Origin of the sequence: Shimia gijangensis, from assembly GCF_900142085.1 — a bacterium.
Lineage (GTDB): Bacteria > Pseudomonadota > Alphaproteobacteria > Rhodobacterales > Rhodobacteraceae > Shimia > Shimia gijangensis.
Genome location: NZ_FQZQ01000008.1, coordinates 125,223 through 142,092, shown reverse-complemented (window position 1 = coordinate 142,092; position 16,870 = coordinate 125,223). Strand labels below are relative to the sequence as shown.

13 protein-coding genes and 1 riboswitch are annotated in these 16,870 nt (G+C 53.5%); of the genes, 9 read left to right on the top strand and 4 right to left on the bottom strand.

Annotation, left to right across the window (positions count from 1 at the left end; all coding sequences use genetic code 11):
- Nucleotides 1–166: 166 nt before the first annotated feature.
- The 5 genes from BUC32_RS09160 (at nucleotide 167) to BUC32_RS09140 (ending at nucleotide 8,432) form a co-directional block, all read left to right on the top strand.
- Nucleotides 167–1,093: a PHP domain-containing protein gene (locus tag BUC32_RS09160; RefSeq protein WP_073251817.1), complete on the top strand. Its 927-nt coding sequence runs from the start codon at nucleotides 167–169 to the stop codon at nucleotides 1,091–1,093.
- A gap of 302 nt (nucleotides 1,094–1,395) precedes the next feature.
- On the top strand, nucleotides 1,396–2,556 hold the full coding sequence (locus tag BUC32_RS09155; protein WP_073251815.1) for an IS30 family transposase: 1,161 nt from the start codon (nucleotides 1,396–1,398) through the stop codon (nucleotides 2,554–2,556).
- A gap of 436 nt (nucleotides 2,557–2,992) precedes the next feature.
- Nucleotides 2,993–6,601 (top strand): adenylate/guanylate cyclase domain-containing protein, encoded by a 3,609-nt coding sequence (locus BUC32_RS09150; RefSeq protein WP_073251812.1) that lies wholly within the window; start codon nucleotides 2,993–2,995, stop codon nucleotides 6,599–6,601.
- 30 nt (nucleotides 6,602–6,631) lie between these two features.
- Nucleotides 6,632–6,889 (top strand): DUF4242 domain-containing protein, encoded by a 258-nt coding sequence (locus tag BUC32_RS09145; RefSeq protein ID WP_073251810.1) that lies wholly within the window; start codon nucleotides 6,632–6,634, stop codon nucleotides 6,887–6,889.
- A gap of 127 nt (nucleotides 6,890–7,016) precedes the next feature.
- Nucleotides 7,017–8,432, top strand: coding sequence for an FAD-binding oxidoreductase (locus BUC32_RS09140; protein ID WP_073251808.1), 1,416 nt, complete (start codon nucleotides 7,017–7,019; stop codon nucleotides 8,430–8,432).
- A 26-nt stretch (nucleotides 8,433–8,458) separates the two neighbouring features.
- On the opposite strand, the gene BUC32_RS20185 is transcribed toward BUC32_RS09140, so the two are convergent.
- Nucleotides 8,459–10,063: a winged helix-turn-helix domain-containing protein gene (locus BUC32_RS20185; protein ID WP_083599290.1), complete on the bottom strand. Its 1,605-nt coding sequence runs from the start codon at nucleotides 10,061–10,063 to the stop codon at nucleotides 8,459–8,461.
- Between the two features lie 128 nt (nucleotides 10,064–10,191).
- On the opposite strand from BUC32_RS20185, the gene BUC32_RS09125 reads away from it, so the two are divergent.
- Both BUC32_RS09125 and BUC32_RS09120 read left to right on the top strand, forming a co-directional pair.
- The gene (locus BUC32_RS09125) at nucleotides 10,192–11,043 is read left to right on the top strand and encodes a class I SAM-dependent methyltransferase (RefSeq protein ID WP_073251806.1); all 852 of its coding nucleotides are present in this window, start codon (nucleotides 10,192–10,194) and stop codon (nucleotides 11,041–11,043) included.
- 11 nt (nucleotides 11,044–11,054) lie between these two features.
- Entirely contained in the window at nucleotides 11,055–11,990 is a 936-nt protein-coding gene (locus tag BUC32_RS09120) for a carbon-nitrogen hydrolase family protein (protein ID WP_073251804.1), read from the top strand.
- A 422-nt stretch (nucleotides 11,991–12,412) separates the two neighbouring features.
- Here BUC32_RS09120 and bluB read toward each other — a convergent pair whose 3' ends face one another.
- The 3 genes from bluB to BUC32_RS09105 form a co-directional block, all read right to left on the bottom strand.
- The gene (bluB, locus tag BUC32_RS09115) at nucleotides 12,413–13,201 is read right to left on the bottom strand and encodes a 5,6-dimethylbenzimidazole synthase (RefSeq protein ID WP_073251854.1); all 789 of its coding nucleotides are present in this window, start codon (nucleotides 13,199–13,201) and stop codon (nucleotides 12,413–12,415) included.
- Between the two features lie 43 nt (nucleotides 13,202–13,244).
- A riboswitch (cobalamin riboswitch) is annotated at nucleotides 13,245–13,440 on the bottom strand.
- Nucleotides 13,441–13,517: 77 nt separating this feature from the next.
- On the bottom strand, nucleotides 13,518–14,645 hold the full coding sequence (locus BUC32_RS09110) for an HlyD family secretion protein (protein WP_073251802.1): 1,128 nt from the start codon (nucleotides 14,643–14,645) through the stop codon (nucleotides 13,518–13,520).
- Between the two features lies 1 nt (nucleotide 14,646).
- The gene (locus BUC32_RS09105; RefSeq protein ID WP_220387627.1) at nucleotides 14,647–14,889 is read right to left on the bottom strand and encodes a DUF3302 domain-containing protein; all 243 of its coding nucleotides are present in this window, start codon (nucleotides 14,887–14,889) and stop codon (nucleotides 14,647–14,649) included.
- Between the two features lie 249 nt (nucleotides 14,890–15,138).
- Here BUC32_RS09105 and BUC32_RS09100 point away from each other — a divergent pair, with 249 nt between their 5' ends.
- A complete protein-coding gene (locus tag BUC32_RS09100; protein WP_073251800.1) occupies nucleotides 15,139–15,711 on the top strand; it encodes a cupin domain-containing protein in 573 nt (190 codons plus the stop codon).
- A gap of 9 nt (nucleotides 15,712–15,720) precedes the next feature.
- Entirely contained in the window at nucleotides 15,721–16,830 is a 1,110-nt protein-coding gene (locus tag BUC32_RS09095; protein WP_073251798.1) for a CaiB/BaiF CoA transferase family protein, read from the top strand.
- Nucleotides 16,831–16,870 lie beyond the last annotated feature (40 nt).

Genomic DNA, 16,870 nt, shown 5'->3' with positions numbered 1-16,870 from the left:
CCACGACCCGCGTGTCGATCAACAGGCCGGATACATATGAGCGACTTCCGAAAGCGTGCAAGAAATCATTTGCGAACAGCAGCCGGTACATACATATGGGCCGAAGTGACCAACCGGACCGAGGCGTTTTTCGCACCTATTGAATAATCAGTTGAAAGCCCGACCCATGCTCCCCAACTTTTTCACTGCACCCGGTCGTTTCCATCGCGGAAACCTACACACCCATTCCACCCAATCAGACGGAGTTTTTTCACCTCAGGAGGTCTGCCAAAGGTATCAGGCCCAAGGCTATGATTTCATCGCCCTCACGGACCATTTTGTCGGGCTATTCGACTATCCGATCACCGATACAACGGATTTTCGCAACCCGAATTTCACCACACTTCTTGGGGCGGAATTGCATACAGGGCACATGGAGAATGGCAATTTGTGGCATCTTGTCAGCGTTGGCCTTCCTCTTGACTTTACGCCTCCACATGCGCCGACATTGCAATCTGTCGCGGGTTCGGAATCCGCGACAAGCCTTGCCCAGCGGGCGCGCGATGCGGGCGCCTTCGTGGCCATTGCACATCCGCATTGGTCCGGAATGTCCGAGACCGATGCCCGGTCCATCACGGCGGCGCATGCTGTGGAAACTTACAATCACGGTTGCGTTGTCGACAATGATCGCGGCGAGGGTTTCCTGATTTTGGAACATCTGTTGAACCGCGGGCGCCGCCTGAACCTGATCGCAACCGATGACGCGCATTTCAACTCACCGAACCATTTTGGTGGCTGGGTGATGGTCAAGACAACGGAAAACACCCCCGGCGCCCTTTTGGCGGCGCTGAAAGCTGGCGCCTATTACTCCAGCACTGGACCAGAAATTCACAACATCCGCCTCACCAGTGATGGTATCAAAGTCGATTGTTCTGCTGCGAAGACCATCGTGATTCAAGGCAATAGCACATCGACAGCAACCCTGCATGGTCACGCCATGACCGGTGAGTGTCTCTCTTTGGAACGTCTGAAAGGTTCTCCGTGGGTACGGGTTACGATTATTGATGAGGCGGGAAAACGTGCATGGTCCAACCCAATTTGGATGGACGGTTAGATGCAAGAATTCTTCCACCACCCTAAATTGGTCGCAGACTGAGATCAGAGCACTACAAGAAAAATGGTGAATGATGTCTGGAAACCCTTGCTAAAAGCCTAGCGTGCCGGGACCGGCAATCTTCTGTGGACAAAACGCTGAACCTGCTGCGCATGCCTGCGGCCCACTCCCCCATATTGGCTATGGTCGTAGTGGCACCATTTGCTGCCGTTAGGACCAGCGACGCGAATGACAACTTCGTCCGGCGGTTTCAACGGGTCGACGCAACACTTTAATCTTTTGGGAGAGATGGAGTGTTGATCATGAAGTACCGGACGCGAACGTTTTATACGGACAAACAGAAGTCAGAGATGTGGGACCGCTGGCAACGCGGTGAATCACTGAGTTCGATTGGGCGTCACTTCAATCGCGCGTCGTCTTCGATCTTCCCTCATTTGGCGCAATTTGGTGGGATCCGCCCACCGCAACGCAGGCGGTCGCGATGGGCTTTGAGCCTGACGGAACGCGAGGAGATTTTCCGTGGGCTTGTCGCACAGCAGTCGTTTCGATCAATCGTACAAAGCCTGAACCGGTCACCTTCGACAATCAGCCGCGAGGTTGGCCGGAATGGCGGACGTCAGACCTATCGCGCGGCGCGCTCAGATCAGCGTGCCTGGGACTGCGCAAAACGTCCCAAAGCCTGTAAGCTCTCATTCAACGAACCTCTGTGCCGGTTCATTGCCCGAAAGCTGCGTCTGAAGTGGTCCCCACAACAGATTGCGGGATGGTTGATGCGCAGGCACCCCGACGAAGAGCGAGAGCGTGTGTCACACGAAACGATCTACCGCAGCCTTTATGTGCAGACCCGTGGTGTTTTGAAGAAGGAATTGCAGGAATGTCTACGCAGTCCCCGTGCCATTCGGCGGTCTCGCCATGCCACCCAAAAGGGTCTCAAGCTGCGCAAGATCAAGGATGCAATTCCGATCAGCGAGCGCCCACCTGAGGTCGAGGACCGGGCTATCCCAGGCCACTGGGAAGGCGACTTGATCGTAGGGTCAAACAACAGTTACATCGTCACGCTCGTCGAGCGCCATTCCCGCTTTGTGATGCTGGCAAAAGTGGAGAACAAGGACACCCAAAGCGTCATTACAGCCCTCATCAAGCAAGCGCGCAAGCTACCGAAGGATCTGTATCGGTCGCTGACCTGGGACCGTGGATCTGAGATGGCGGGGCACCGCAAGTTCACAATGGCCACAAAGATCGACGTCTACTTCTGCGATCCTCAATCCCCTTGGCAAAGAGGGAGTAACGAAAATACCAACCGGCTTCTTCGTCAATACTTCCCCAAAGGCCTTGATATATCGGGCTTTAGCCAAGCAGAGCTGAGCGCAGTCGCTCGCCAGCTCAACGAGAGGCCTCGAAAGACCTTGCAATATCAAACCCCAACAGAGAAATTCGAGGCCTGTGTTGCAGCGACCCGTTGAAACCGCAGGACAAACTTGCCGTTCCATTGCAGTCATGCAATTTCTGCTTCGGCCCAAACTTGCCTTTGTCGGATATTCGCGCAAAGGTCAGCTTTGAAGCCAATCTAAACTTGCCCACTTTGTCGAGTGTGGGGATGCGGTCAAAGCCCAAATTTATTGACACGGAAGATCGTCGACTTTGCTGAAACGAAAGTGTCGTCGGTTTTGGAAGTGAAAAAATCCCCCTCAAAGGAACGAATGGCTGTGGAACATGCTTGATGCAACGGCCGTGTAGGCCGTGGTTACACCGGCCAATTCAGTCGCGTGTCATGCGTGATGCAACATCAATTGGCTAACTCCCAAATCTAGCCGATGGCCGTTTAGTGTTTGGTGGGGCGGGTTCCGCACTGAGATCAATATCTTGATCGAAATCTCATAAACAAGCATTGTTAACAGTATGGCCCTTAACATCGACGCATGGCTCTTTGAACTAGGTTTGGATCAGTACACTGATTCATTCATCAATAATGATGTAGATGACAGAGTCTTGCCGTTGCTTACTGGTGATGACTTAAAAGAATTGGGCGTAAGCTTGGGCCATCGCAAGATTATTTTGGCTGCTATCAAAGACCCCCAAAACAGCTTAGCAAGTTTTTCAAAGCCCGAGCTGGCGCCATCTTTAAACGAGCAAACCCTTCAAAATGAACCCTCTCAAATTTCCGGCCACTCCGCACCTGATACGGTGGTTTCGTCAAAGCCAAATGCAAACACGATTGCGGAACGTCGCCACCTAACAGTTCTATTCGCCGACCTCGTCGGGTCGACCAAACTCACCAACCGTTTGGACCCCGAAGATATGCGCATCCTGTTGCAGCGATATCAGGATGCCGTTGCTGGTGCTGTCAGCCGTTATGGAGGTTACGTTGCCAAGTATCTCGGTGATGGGCTTTTGGTGTTTTTTGGATGGCCAAGCGCCTACGAAGACCACGCAGTTCGCGCCGTAAAAGCTGGGCTGGACGCGGTGGACCGTGTGAAAGAGTTAGAAACACCGGACGGTGAGCCTTTGGCGGTTCGGATGGGCGTCGCAAGTGGTGAGGTCGTCGTCGGTGACGCAATCGGAGAAAACACATACGAAGAAGGAGCGATGACAGGCCCGATCCTCAATCTTGCTGCGCGAATACAAGAGTACGCTCCACCTAACACGATCGTCCTCCCTGAAGAAGAAACAGAGGCGGCGCTGCGCCGAATTTTCGAATTTTCTTCACTTGGGCAGGTTGAGCTAAAAGGGTTTGACAGCCAACGCACGCTTTTACAGGTCGTTGCTGAGCACAGTGCCGAAAGCCGATTTCGCGCTACACATCGGGGGGATTCAAACAGCGCACTGGTCGGGAGAAATCTTGAAAACGGCATCCTTCGTCAGGCTTGGAAAGGCGCCAATACCGGTAAGGGCGAGGTCGTGTTGCTTGCAGGTGAGGCAGGCATCGGGAAATCCCGTTTGACCGAAGAGTTCCTGGCCGACGAAGCTATCGCAGGCAATGCAGATATAATAAGGTTGAATTGTTCACCTTATCTAACCAGTAGCCCGTTCCACCCAGTTACCGAACGCATTTCTCGGGACGCGGGTGTCGAACCGGGTTTTGACGATGATCGTGTTTTGGAACAAGTACAGGCAATGCTTGAAGCAAGGCAGGGTTTGGACATTGATCAGGTGCTTCCAGTTTTTGCCGCTCTGGTGGCGCCACGCAGTAAGATTGCCCAGCAAATACTCGATTTGTCCCCCCAAGAACAACGCGACCTTACAATTCAGACACTGATAGACACCGTCAAAGCGCGTGCAAATGTGCGTCCAGTCATTCTGTTCATTGAAGATGCCCACTGGATCGACCCGTCGACCAATGCTCTTCTGGATCGTTTTAAAGCAATTTGTGCGGATCTTCCGCTGATGCTCTTGATAACCCACAGACCCGGTTGGGAGTTGGACCAGGACGATGGTGACGCCCATGTTCAAACGCTACAACTGCGCCGATTTGATTTTGATCATGTTGCTAATTTGGTCCGAAGTATTTCCGGAAGCGAACCAGATCGAGATCTCGTTCAGACGGTTGTTGAGAGGACGGATGGCATTCCGCTGTTTGTCGAGGAATTGACGCGCGCCATAGTCACGTCAGGAGAAAAAGGAAAATTCAAAGTGCCCTCGTCATTGAAGGGCACTTTGATGGCACGACTCGATGCTGTTTCACTGGAAGCCAAGCAAGTGGCACTAGCTGGCTCGGTTATAGGCCGCGAATTTGAACCAGCGTTACTGCGCGCTACAATGGATAAAGGCGAGGCGGAAATCCGAAACTGCCTCGATGATCTTTGCAAATCGGGCCTGATATTCGAAAGCGGCCATAACCGCGGCTACTTTGTTTTCCGGCACGCTCTGATCCGAGACACAGCCTTTCAATCTATGCTGGCCTCGACCCGCAGGGAGTTGCACGCGAAAGTTGCCGGCGCTCTGACTCTGCTTCGATCTGCCGAAATTGAGCGTCGTCCTGAACTGGTAGCACACCATTTGACCGCCGCAGAAGATTGGGCAGCAGCTTTTCAACGCTGGCAATCTGCAACTGAAATGGCCCTTGCACGTTCGGCCAGTCATGAGGCGATGGCAAATGCAAAGGAAGCCCTCAAAGCCGCGCACAAACTAGGAGATGAATCCAGCCGGGAAGTGATTGTTGGCAAAATTCTTGTCGGAAGAGGCTATGATAGCGTCGGTCGATTGCCGGAAGGTATCGCCACTCTCAAAGAAGCGTCAGAAGCCGCGTGTGAAATCGGAGATGTCGAAATCGCGGCAGATGCCGCACACCATTTCGCTGATTCAAGCATGATGGCCGGTGAATTGCATGAACAAGCCATCAAGGTTTGCTTGAAGGCTCTGAACGACTTGCCAGAGCATGATGAGGTCCGACGATGCAAATTAATGAGCCAGCTGGCGCGCACTTACATGTTCACTGGTCAATTTTCGGCAAGTGCAGAGTACAGTCAACAATGTCTGAAGTTGGCTGCGAAACTGGGCGACCTCAAATCCCAATTCCACGTTATGATGGCGCGATTTGCCGCGTCATTTGTTGCAAGACAGAAAGACGAAGTGCGCGATTGGCGCAAAAACCTTGAGGCCATGCACAAGGTTGCGGAGAAATTGGGCACTATTGATCAGGGGCGGGACCGAACGCTGAGTCTGTTTGTCGGAGCGGAAATGGCGGATCGCCAGTTGATGGATAATTCGCTTGAGCTTTTGACAGAGATATCGACCAAAGATAATCACCGTCAGCTTTATTGGGTGCAAACACATGCCCGGGCGATGGTTGCTATTCTGGAAGGGGACTTTGAGCGCGCCGAGAGCTATGCCAACGAAGCTGTAAAGATTGGACGCCAGACTCATGGCAAACATGTTGAGGGTGTTTATGGCGTTCAGATGTTTACCATTCGCCGGGAGCAAGGTCGATTGCAAGAGGTCGCGCCAGTCATTAAACGTTTGATGACAGAGAGTCCGGGTGATGCGAGTTGGAAACCGGGTTTCGGTGTAATCGCTGCTGAATTGGGCTATTTAGAACCGGCTGAACGCATACTGAACGAACTGGCGGAAACTGGGTTTTCGATATCGCCAGACGCCATGTATTCGACAACGCTTTCGTATCTGGCCGACATTTGTGTGGCGGTGGAAAACAAAAACCATGCCAAAACCATTTTTGACATGCTGGTTCCTTACGAAAACCTTACAATCACTGCGGGTGCGACCACGGCCTGTATTGGTGCCGCTGCTCGTCGGCTTGGCAGCCTTGCCGGATTGATGGGGTATTGGGAAGTTTCGGACAAAATGTTTGATAAGGCAATCAAAATTGACACGAGCATGGCCGCACCACCGTGGATTGCGCATAGCAAGGCGGCATATGCGTTCGCCTTGCGACGCCGAGGTCGCCTCAAAGATGCGGAACGTGCTATTCATCTGGAAGCAGAAGCGTTGGCAACGGCCCGGGATCTGGGTATGGTAACACTTATATCAAAGCTCCAAGGACAAATGACTTAGGAATTCTGCGAACACTTTTGGGGGTGAAATATGCCTAGATTTATTATTGAAAGAAACTTTGCGGAACAGCTCGAAATAGACAACGAAGCCAAAATTCAGATTAAAGAGATCAATGATGAAGAGGGTGTCGAATGGATTTTTTCGTTTCTGAGCGCTGATAAACGCAAAACATATTGCCTCTACGAAGCGCCCGACGAAGACAGCCTGCGAAAGGCTGCTGAGCGCCTGAATATTCCAGCGGATGTCATAACATCTGTTGATCGGATCGACCCCGGCATTTTTGCCTGAAGGTCTGGGCCGCCTAAGTTTTTACTTACAAGTTCTGCCCCGTCACCGAGAACAGGTGAGAAGAGGCTTTTTTCCAGTCGAGGCAGCCTCGCAAGAAGCCTTACCTGAAAAAGGAAGGCCAATTCTTATGCTTGAATTACTTACACTCGATGGCGGCGCAGTTGCCGTAGATCAAGAAACTTTGAACGCACTTGATGCTTCGCTCAAGGGGGCGGTGCATCTTAAGGGCAGTGCGGAATACGACGACGCCCGAACGATATGGAATGGAATGGTTGACCGTCATCCAGGCTTTGTGATCCGAGCGCTAGGGTCCCACGATGTACAAAAAGCGGTAAATTTTGTTCGGGACGGCGGGCTGGTTATGTCAGTGAAGTCCGGTGGCCACCAGATCGCCGGGCATGCTGTTGCCGACGGAACGGTTCTACTTGATCTGTCGCAAATGCGTTCTGTGGATGTGGACCCAGTGAACAAAACTGCCCGTGTGAAACCCGGCGCACTTCTGGGCGATGTGGATCGCGAAACCCAAGCGCACGCGCTTATCGTTCCATCGGGTATAAACTCGACCACTGGTATTGCAGGCCTCACGCTGGGTGGTGGCTTTGGCTGGACCACCCGGAAATTTGGAATGACAATCGACAATCTTTTGTCAGTCGAAGTGGTGACAGCGGATGGATCTATCGTCACAGCGTCAGCGACCAGTCACCCTGACCTTTTTTGGGCCATACGGGGGGGCGGCGGCAATTTCGGGGTGATTACCTCTTTTGAATTCCAATTGCACTCTCTGGGGCCCGAGGTCTTGTCTGGATTGATCGTTCATCCGATCGAAGAGGCATCTGGTCTGTTGGCAGAAGTCACAAAAATTGCTGATAGTGCGCCGGATGAATTGACAGTATGGAGCGTGATGCGCAAAGCCCCGCCTTTGCCATTTCTTACCGAGGATTGGCACGGACGTGAGGTTCTCATTCTCGCCGCTTGCTATGCCGGGCCCATGGATGAAGGCGAAGCGGCAATGGCAGGTTTGCGTGGCCTTGGAAACCCGATCGTTGATGTCATTTCCCCGCATCCATTCGTTGGTTGGCAGGCCGCCTTTGATCCACTTCTGGCCGCCGGTGCCCGCAATTATTGGAAGAGCCACGACTTCGCGGCTCTTTCTTCAGACGCGATTGCAACACTTCTGGAAGGAATCGCCACATTGCCGGATCCGGCTTGTGAAGTGTTCATTGCTCATGTGGGCGGTGAAATGGCACGGGTTGGTGCAGGTGAGACCGCATACCCAGAGCGGTCATCGCATTTCATCATGAATGTGCACACTCGCTGGGAAGATCCCGCAAAGGACGATGAGTGTATCGCGTGGGCGCGCACCCTTTATGATCGGATGAAGCCCTATTCAACTGGCAGCGCTTATGTGAATTTCATGCCCGAAGATGAAGCGGATCACATGGCGGGTGCTTATGGTGAAAACGGAGATAAATTGTCTCTGATCAAGGGCAAATATGATCCGGATAACCTTTTCAGAATAAATCACAATATTTTACCAACTTGAAAACGATTGGTCCGATATTGAACAGATCAGGGTAGCCCTGCCAATTTCAGATCTCGGGTCAGCATTGTTATCTGTCCGTCATCCTCCATCGGATAGGTGCGCAGAAAACCAGTCAGGGAGAATTCAGGTTCCTGTCCCAGGATTTCCTCGACCTCCCAGGCTGCTTCGTCTGGTTCGCCAAACTGTACTTGGCAGGCCGCCATGTACAATCGGGTTTCCAAATTGGATGGATTACGGCGAGCGGCCTCGTGGAGATTGATCTGAGCTTGACCGCAGTCGCCAAGATAATAGTAGGCCCGTCCCAACAGCATGAAATAGAGGTAACCTGCACCCGGATTCCGCCGCATTGCCTTCCGTAATAGAGGTATCGATTTACCGGGCTGCCCCGCATAAGTCCGGATGCCACCAAGCAAGGCCAACGCATCCGCGTGGCTCGGGTCCAGCGCCAAAGCCTTGTGTAATGCGGTCTCCGCATCTTCCAGCTGGCGTCTTTGGGTGTGAACATATCCGATCACCCAATACTGTTCCGGCAAATTGGGCTGAATACTTAGGGCTGTACCTGCCATGGACAGAGCCCGGTTAAGTGCTAGGTTATTATCTTCGGCCCAATCGTTTCGGTATTCGGCAGCGTGAACCAAAGCCAACCCTCCATAAGCTCGAGCAAAACGCGGATCGCGGGCAATGGCGCGTTCATACAGGGTTCGCGCCAACGAAGTTCCCGAGCGGTCGCGAGGCAAAAGGGCTGCCTGAGCCTGCAGGAACAAATCGAATGCTTCCACGCTGTCGGTATACCCTCGTGCCTGAGCGCTGAGATTGGCTTGTTCGATTTCAAGAGAAAGGTCCGAAGTAATGGTCGTCTCAATTTCTGTCATCACAGTGAGCAGATCGGAGTATGCCCGGTCATGGCGGTGGATGGCCAACACAGTTCCATCCTCACCATCTAGCAGTCGCGTATGGATCAGGATGCGGTTTTCGGTGGGCCATACACTTCCTTCAAGGCGATAGTCAGCCTGATTGATGCGTGGATGAGACTGCATAGCTGAAACATGGGGAATAGCAGCCAATCCGGTGACAACTGTCTGCTCCATACCAAGTACGAGATAATCCTGCGAGGCGTCACCGGACAGGTTCACAAAGGGAGACACTACAATTCGCGTTTGGGCGTCGGATTGCAATTTGATTTGAGGCGCTGCAGCTTCGGTTCGTGGGAATAGGGTTATGGCAACACTTCCAAGAAGCAACAGAACCAAAACAACCGACACCCAGACCCAGCCGAAACTTTGCTTTGCCACGGGTGGTTTTGGGGTCGTGACTTCGGCGATCAACCGATACCCACGCTTTGGGATTGTCTCGATCACGTTGGGATTTCGCGCATTGTCTCCAAAAGCCTTGCGGATTTTTATTATGGCGTTGGTCAATGAGTCGTCACCCACGACAACGTCGCCCCAGATGGCGTCATGAATCTGCTCTCGTGACACTACGCTGCCCTGATGGGCAAATAGGTACACCAGCACCTCCATGGATTTGGGTTCGATACGAGTGACAGTATCTCCACTGGCAATTTCACAGGTTGCCGGGGTCACTGTATGGCCATGCACTAGGTATCTGTCAGAGGAAGCAGCGGAGCACATTTAAGAGTTTTCTTTTCGAGGCTAGTTTCCTCATCATACCGCAAAAATTGGAAAATCGTTGGAAAACCGTTGGGACTTTTTTCGTCGTGTTCATCAGGCTTTGAGCAGATTAAATGATAGGACATGTCATGACAGTATTTGATCCGAAAGGTTACAAGACGACGACACACGCCCAATGGCAAGATGCGGCAAAAGCTTGGAACGATTGGGGGCAGGTGCTTAACCAATGGCTAGGACCGGCAACCCAAACGATGCTTGACATGGCGGGCGTTACCACCGGGTCCCATGTGTTGGATGTGGCGGCCGGAGCCGGCGAGCAATCGCTAAGCGCGGCTGCCCGAATTGGCCCGACAGGTCGGGTGCTGGCCACAGATATTTCTGAAAACATACTGGAGTTCGCAGCAGAAAATGCACGCGCGGAAGGGTATGAAAATCTGGACACCATGGTCGTTGATGCTGAGGCGCTGGACGTTGCGCCAGCCTCATTTGACGCCGCCATTTCCCGTGTGGGGTTGATCTATTTTCCTGATCAAATGGCCGCGCTTGCGCGAATTCGCGCTGCTTTGAAGCTAGGTTCGCGATTTGCAGCGATGGTCTATTCCACGCCTCAGAACAACGGTTTTTTCTCTGTACCGGTGTCGATTATTCGGGATCGTGCCGCGCTTCCGCCACCCTTGCCAGGGCAGCCTGGTCCGTTCAGCCTGGGCGGCCTCGGGGTTCTGTCCGAGCTTCTGGAGCGTGCTGGATTTACCGAGATAAAAGAAACCGTAATCCACTCTCCCTTGCGATTGCCGTCGGCTGCGGACTGTCTGCGGTTCGAACGCGAGAGCTTTGGAGCCCTGCATCAGATGCTGTCCGGCCTAACCGCCAAAGACCAGAACACCGTTTGGGAGGAGATCGCCGTCGCGCTGACAAAATATGAAACCGCGGATGGGTTTGAGGGCCCTTGCGAGATGGTTGTCACTTCGGGTCGCAATTGAAAGGAAACGCCATGAAAACTGCAATCGTTCAGGAACCGCCCGTCTATCTTAATCTTTCTGCCAGCATGGAGCGTGCCATTGAGCTTGTCGGAAAGGCCGCTCGGGAGGGTGCCAACCTTCTTGTCTTTCCCGAAGCCTGGTTTCCGGGATATCCGACATTCCTGTGGCGTCTCTCACCCGGGGCAGGAATGGGAAAAACGGACGAATTGTTTACGCGGCTACAAGCCAACTCGATCGACTTGAGCAAGAAACAAATGATGCCCCTGCAAGAAGCGGCTCGCGAGCACGAGATGGTACTGGTGGTAGGGTATCAAGAACTTGATGGTGCGATCTCCGGCTCTACTCTTTACAATTCCTGCACGATCATCGACGCAGATGGGCGGATCGTGAACAACCATCGCAAGCTGATGCCAACCAACCCGGAGCGCATGGTTTGGGGATTTGGGGACGCGTCCGGACTGAAAGTCGTTGACACAGCCGTGGGGCGGATCGGTTCGCTTATCTGCTGGGAAAGCTACATGCCGTTGGCGCGATATGCACTCTATGCGCAGAACATTGACATTTATGTCGCGCCGACTTGGGATTATGGCGACACTTGGCAGGCAACGATGCAACATGTTGCACGGGAAGGCGGTTGTTGGGTGATAGGTTGCGCCACCGCGCTGGAAGCCTCTGATATTCCGACCGATATCCCATATTTTGACGAACTCTTTCCCAACAAGGACGAATGGATCAATCCCGGTGACGCCGTCATCTACAAACCCTTCGGTGGAATCTGTGCGGGGCCGATGCGTCGTGAAAAGGGTTTCTTAACGGCAGAGATAAATGTGGAGGAAGCCCGCGCATCACGTCGCAAGTTTGACGCCTCTGGTCACTATGCGCGCCCGGATGTTTTCAGCTTGTCTGTGGATCGACAAGTGAAACCGCCTGTCGCTTTTTTTGATTGACCAACTTCAAGAGCCGTCGTCCATTTGGGGAGAAACGGATGTCAGTTCTCCGCCCTTACATCCGGTTCGCGCCAATCGCAGCATCGGTCAAATTGGGCTCGAAGTGAGCTATCGCTGCGCTTAACATTGATGACCGCTCAAAGTGCCCAAGTAGCCTTTCGGTTTAGAGGTTACGTACCCAACGTTGTCGCAAATTTTGCAAAACACGCGCTTCCCTGTTCCGCGACCTCTCTTCCCTGTGATCCCAAGCAAATTTCCCTGTTACTGAATGATCCGGAAAATGCCTCTTAACCTTCTGTAAACGATCTCGAAAACTGTACAGGAAACGCCGAAATCGCGAATTATTCCTGTATTTTCCCTGTTAACAAAGATTTTCAGGCCAAGACCAGTTCGCTGGAGGCTGCGACCACCACCACTTTCACTCAGAACGCAGACGGATCAGAGGCAAAATCGCCTCGGTAGCCCTGTGTCTCGATTTTCTCCTGATCTTCTCGAATTTGCGCCAAAAGTCTGGCGGCATAGGGATCGTCCGATCCTTGGTCATAGCCTTCGAAATTCACGACATCCCCAAGTGGCAGGCGGCGACGCCACCCTGCCGTTTGCAATTCAGGTTTGTCTTTGAAATGCGACACATGCCCAAGACACACATAGGCCACCGGAATCACCCGATCAGGGAGATTCAAAATTGATTTCAGGTGCTTGTGGTTAAAGATGCTGACCCAACCCAGCCCCAAACCTTCAGCGCGTGCGGCCAGCCACAGGTTTTGCACCGCGCAGACGCTGCTATAAACGTCCATCACCGGTGCATGGGTGCGCCCAATAACAACCGGACCGGCCCGATCCCGGTCACAGGTGATGCAGATATTGATCGGGGATTCCATGATCCCTTCCAGTTTAAGGTTGTGATAAGTATCGCGCCGCGCCTCTTCGAACATGTTGGCGGCCTCGTCATGGGCAGTCTGAAACAGATCACGCACCTTTTGTTTGGTCTCTTTGGCGCGCACCACCACAAAGTTCCATGGCTGCATAAAACCGACCGAGGGTGCATAATGCGCCGCCATCAAAACCCGGCTCAGAGCCTCTTCGGACACTGGATCGGGGGTGAACTGCCCGCGGACATCGCGGCGGGTGAATATTGTCTTATAAAGTGCTTCGCGTTCTGCATCCGCAAAACCGCTATCGGCATAGGTGTTTGAAACAGACTGGTCCATGTTATTCCCCTTCATGGAAACCATCTGCCCGACCTTCCACGCCGCGCAGCCAACTTTTCAGGCCGGTCTTCTGACTTGGGCTCATCCCGGCCGCACCCCTTCCCAAGGTTTCCCTCAGTGGGTTGTGCGCGGCCAATCCCCCTTACAGCGTTGGGCACGTGGCAGGTTTTCACTGCCTTCCCGATTCTCCTCTAACCACCGGACGGCGGATCAGAGGCACCTGAAAATATGCGTTTTGTCAGACCAAGGCCCAACGACACAAGACGTAAGCAAGCCCAGTGCCAAGATCAACAGATTCGTCGCACCGTAAAAATTCTTAAAGAACCGGATTGATGTAGTTCAGGATTGCCTCGAGTCGCAGCATCACCTTTCGGATGATATGCGTGGCGCCCGCGCTGTCAGTATAGATCGCCACGGTCCCGACCGAGCCAGGATCGAACATTGCTAACAGCTCGGGATCATCCACCGTGATGCGCACCTGAAATGGCTCTGAAAACACCTGTGACGACGGGGCGACCATGCCACTCACCTGCGCCTGCCCTGAGGAGGCTGCTGGAATAACGGTGTCAACGGTCCCTGTATACACCAATCCTGGCATCTTTTTCATCGTAAATTCAACACCTTGACCCGGTGCAATGTGCCTCAGGTATATCTGGTGGATCTGAGTGAACAAAGTCGACTCTGACGTGTCGACAAAGGCCATAGACGGTGCCAAAGGCAGGTTCACGGCCCGTTGCCCGACAGCAAGCGCAAGGTTGGTCACAAAGCCTTCACCCGGCGCACGCACCACGGTTTGATCCAGATTCCAGCGTGCCTGCTCCAGCTGGGCTTCGGCTTCGGCCACTTTGGCCGGCACGCCGTTTGGCATCACAGCACCCAGTTCGGCATCAGCCCGCGACACCGCCGCCCGGGCGGAATCTACAACAGCAGTGGCCTGATCCAAATCGCTTTGGCGCTTTTCCAAACGATTGGCCGAATACACTTCGCTTTCCACCAACTGTTTGTCGTCATCAAAGCGTGATTGCGCCAACTCTTCGGCGGCAACGGCGCGACGGAAGTTGGCTTTGGCATCTTCCAGCGCTTCGACGTCTTGCTTGGCTTGGGTCTGAACCCGCACCAATGTGGCCTCTGCCTGATCAACCGAATGCTGGAAAGGCAAGGGATCGATGCGAAACAACACGTCGCCCTGTTGCATCGGCGCGTTGGGTTGGGCCGCGACTTCTACGACCTGCCCTGACACATTCGGGACAACCGAAACCACGCGTGTCATGATCCGCGCCGCGCCCGAAGGCGCGCCCCACTGCATGGGTATGAACAGAAAGATCAGCAACAGCGTGACCCAGCCACCGATTGATCCCCAGACCGCCGGTGAACTGGGCAGTATTTTCATGCGGGTCAAAACAAACAGCAAGGCCACATAAGGCAGGGTGAGGATGATAATCATCTTATACCTCCTCGCCTTCTGCATCCGGCAACTCTTGCCCCGGCGCTAGGAAAAAGGCCCACACCAGAGCCAGCGGCCAGAATACACCAAGCGCTAAGGCTCCAAGCCAACCCGCCACATTCACGGCCTCTTGCTGAGGATGATTTCGGGATTTGGCAATTTTTCCGGGCAACATCGCCAGAAAAACAAAAAGGCCAAGAGCCAGTGCAATCATCATGATCAACACCACCCAGGCAAATATCATCAACCCGTCCAAATCGGCCTCCATTCACTGTTGAGAGAAAGCTAGCACAGGCAAAGTCCGCGGCAACTGTTATCAGCGTTTCCCGAGCCAAAAACCCAAGGTCACCTTGCCCAATCACGTTCGTCCTGTGCGCGCACTGCGAGAAGAACGCGCTTTAGGGGCGCGCAATTTCCTGAGCAATGTGAACAAAATGTTGTGCATCGCCTTGATTCCACCTAGACCAGCAGAAACGTAAGATCAGGTGAAACCATGAGTGAAGAGTTTGATGTCGGTGCGCGACTCCGTTTTCTACGCGGTAAATCAGGCTTGTCGCAACGACAGCTGGCCGAAGCCGCGGCGGTCCCCCATGGTCAAATTTCCAACATTGAAACCAATCGCTCCAACCCTTCCGTGGCGTCTTTGCGCAGGATTCTAGGAGGTCTGAGCATCACCATGTCCGAGTTTTTTGAACCTGACGAAGCCGAGGCAAATCGCGTGTTTTTTTCCTGTGACGAGCTGCATGATCTGACGTCTGCACTCTATGGATCAGACGCAAAGCGTATGCACCTCAGACAAGTGGGGGACGCGCGACAACATGGGCTGCAATTGCTGCATGAACACTATGCCCCCGGCGCGGATACTGGAGAAACTCTTTTGGAACATGACGCCAGCGAAGGTGGCATCGTGATTTCCGGCGCGCTGGAAGTCACTGTTGGCGATCAGTCGCGCATTCTAACCGAAGGTGAGGCCTATCTGTTCGACAGCCGCCTGCCTCATCGGTTTCGCAACCTCTCAGGTGCGGACACTATCGTGGTGTCTGCCTGTACCCCTCCCTATTTGTAAGGATTTCCCATGAAGCCGCTTGAAGGTTTGAAAGTTGTTGAAATGGCCCGCATTCTGGCCGGCCCTTGGATTGGGCAATCGCTGGCGGATTTGGGTGCCGAGGTGATTAAACTCGAAAGTCATGATGGCGATGATACACGCAAATGGGGCCCTCCGTTCATTGAGCGTGATGGCGACAAAACTGCGGCGTATTACTATTCCGCCAATCGCGGGAAGACCTGCGAAACCGTTGATTTCCGTACAGACGAAGGTCAGGCGCGGGTGCGTGAGCTGGTGGCAGAGGCCGACATTCTGATCGAAAACTTCAAAGTGGGTGGTCTCGCGAAATACGGGTTGGATTACGCCAGCCTAAGCGCTGTGAACGAACGTCTGATCTACTGCTCGATCACAGGGTTTGGGCAGGATGGGCCCTATGCCAAACGTGCGGGCTATGATTTCTTGATTCAAGGCATGGCCGGTTTGATGTCGATCACCGGAGAACCTGAGCGCCAGCCGCAAAAAGTTGGTGTTGCAGTGACAGATATCGTGACCGGGCTTTATGGCACCATTGGCATTCTGGCAGCTGTCCAACAGCGTCACCAAACCGGGCGTGGCCAGCATATCGACATGTCCCTTTTGGATTGTGCCACGGCAATGTTGGCCAATCAGGCAATGAATTATCTGGCGACAGGCGACAGCCCCAATCGCAAGGGCAACGCGCATCCCAACATCACCCCTTATCAGGTCATTGCAACCGCCGATGGGCATATCATTGTTGCGGTAGGCAATGACGGACAGTTCCAGCGGTTCTGCGGGGTTCTGAAAAGACCGGATCTGGCTGTGGAACCGGGATATGCCAGCAATCAATTGCGGGTCGAGAACCGGGAGGCTCTGACCAAGGAGCTGGAAAGGTCGTTGAAGGAATGGACTTCTGACGATCTGCTTGCCGCGCTTGAGGCCGCGACCGTGCCTGCAGGACCAATCAACTCGGTTGGTCAGGTATTTGAGGATCCGCAAGTGATTGCCCGTGGCATGCGCATTGATCCCGAAGGGGTGCCGGGTGTGCGGGGACCGTGGAAGTTTTCGGATGCTGAACTGTCTTTGGAACGATCAGCCCCGGTTCTGCCCAAAGCAAAATAAGGGACGCTACCCCTCACGTTGAAAATGCGAAGATTTTCAA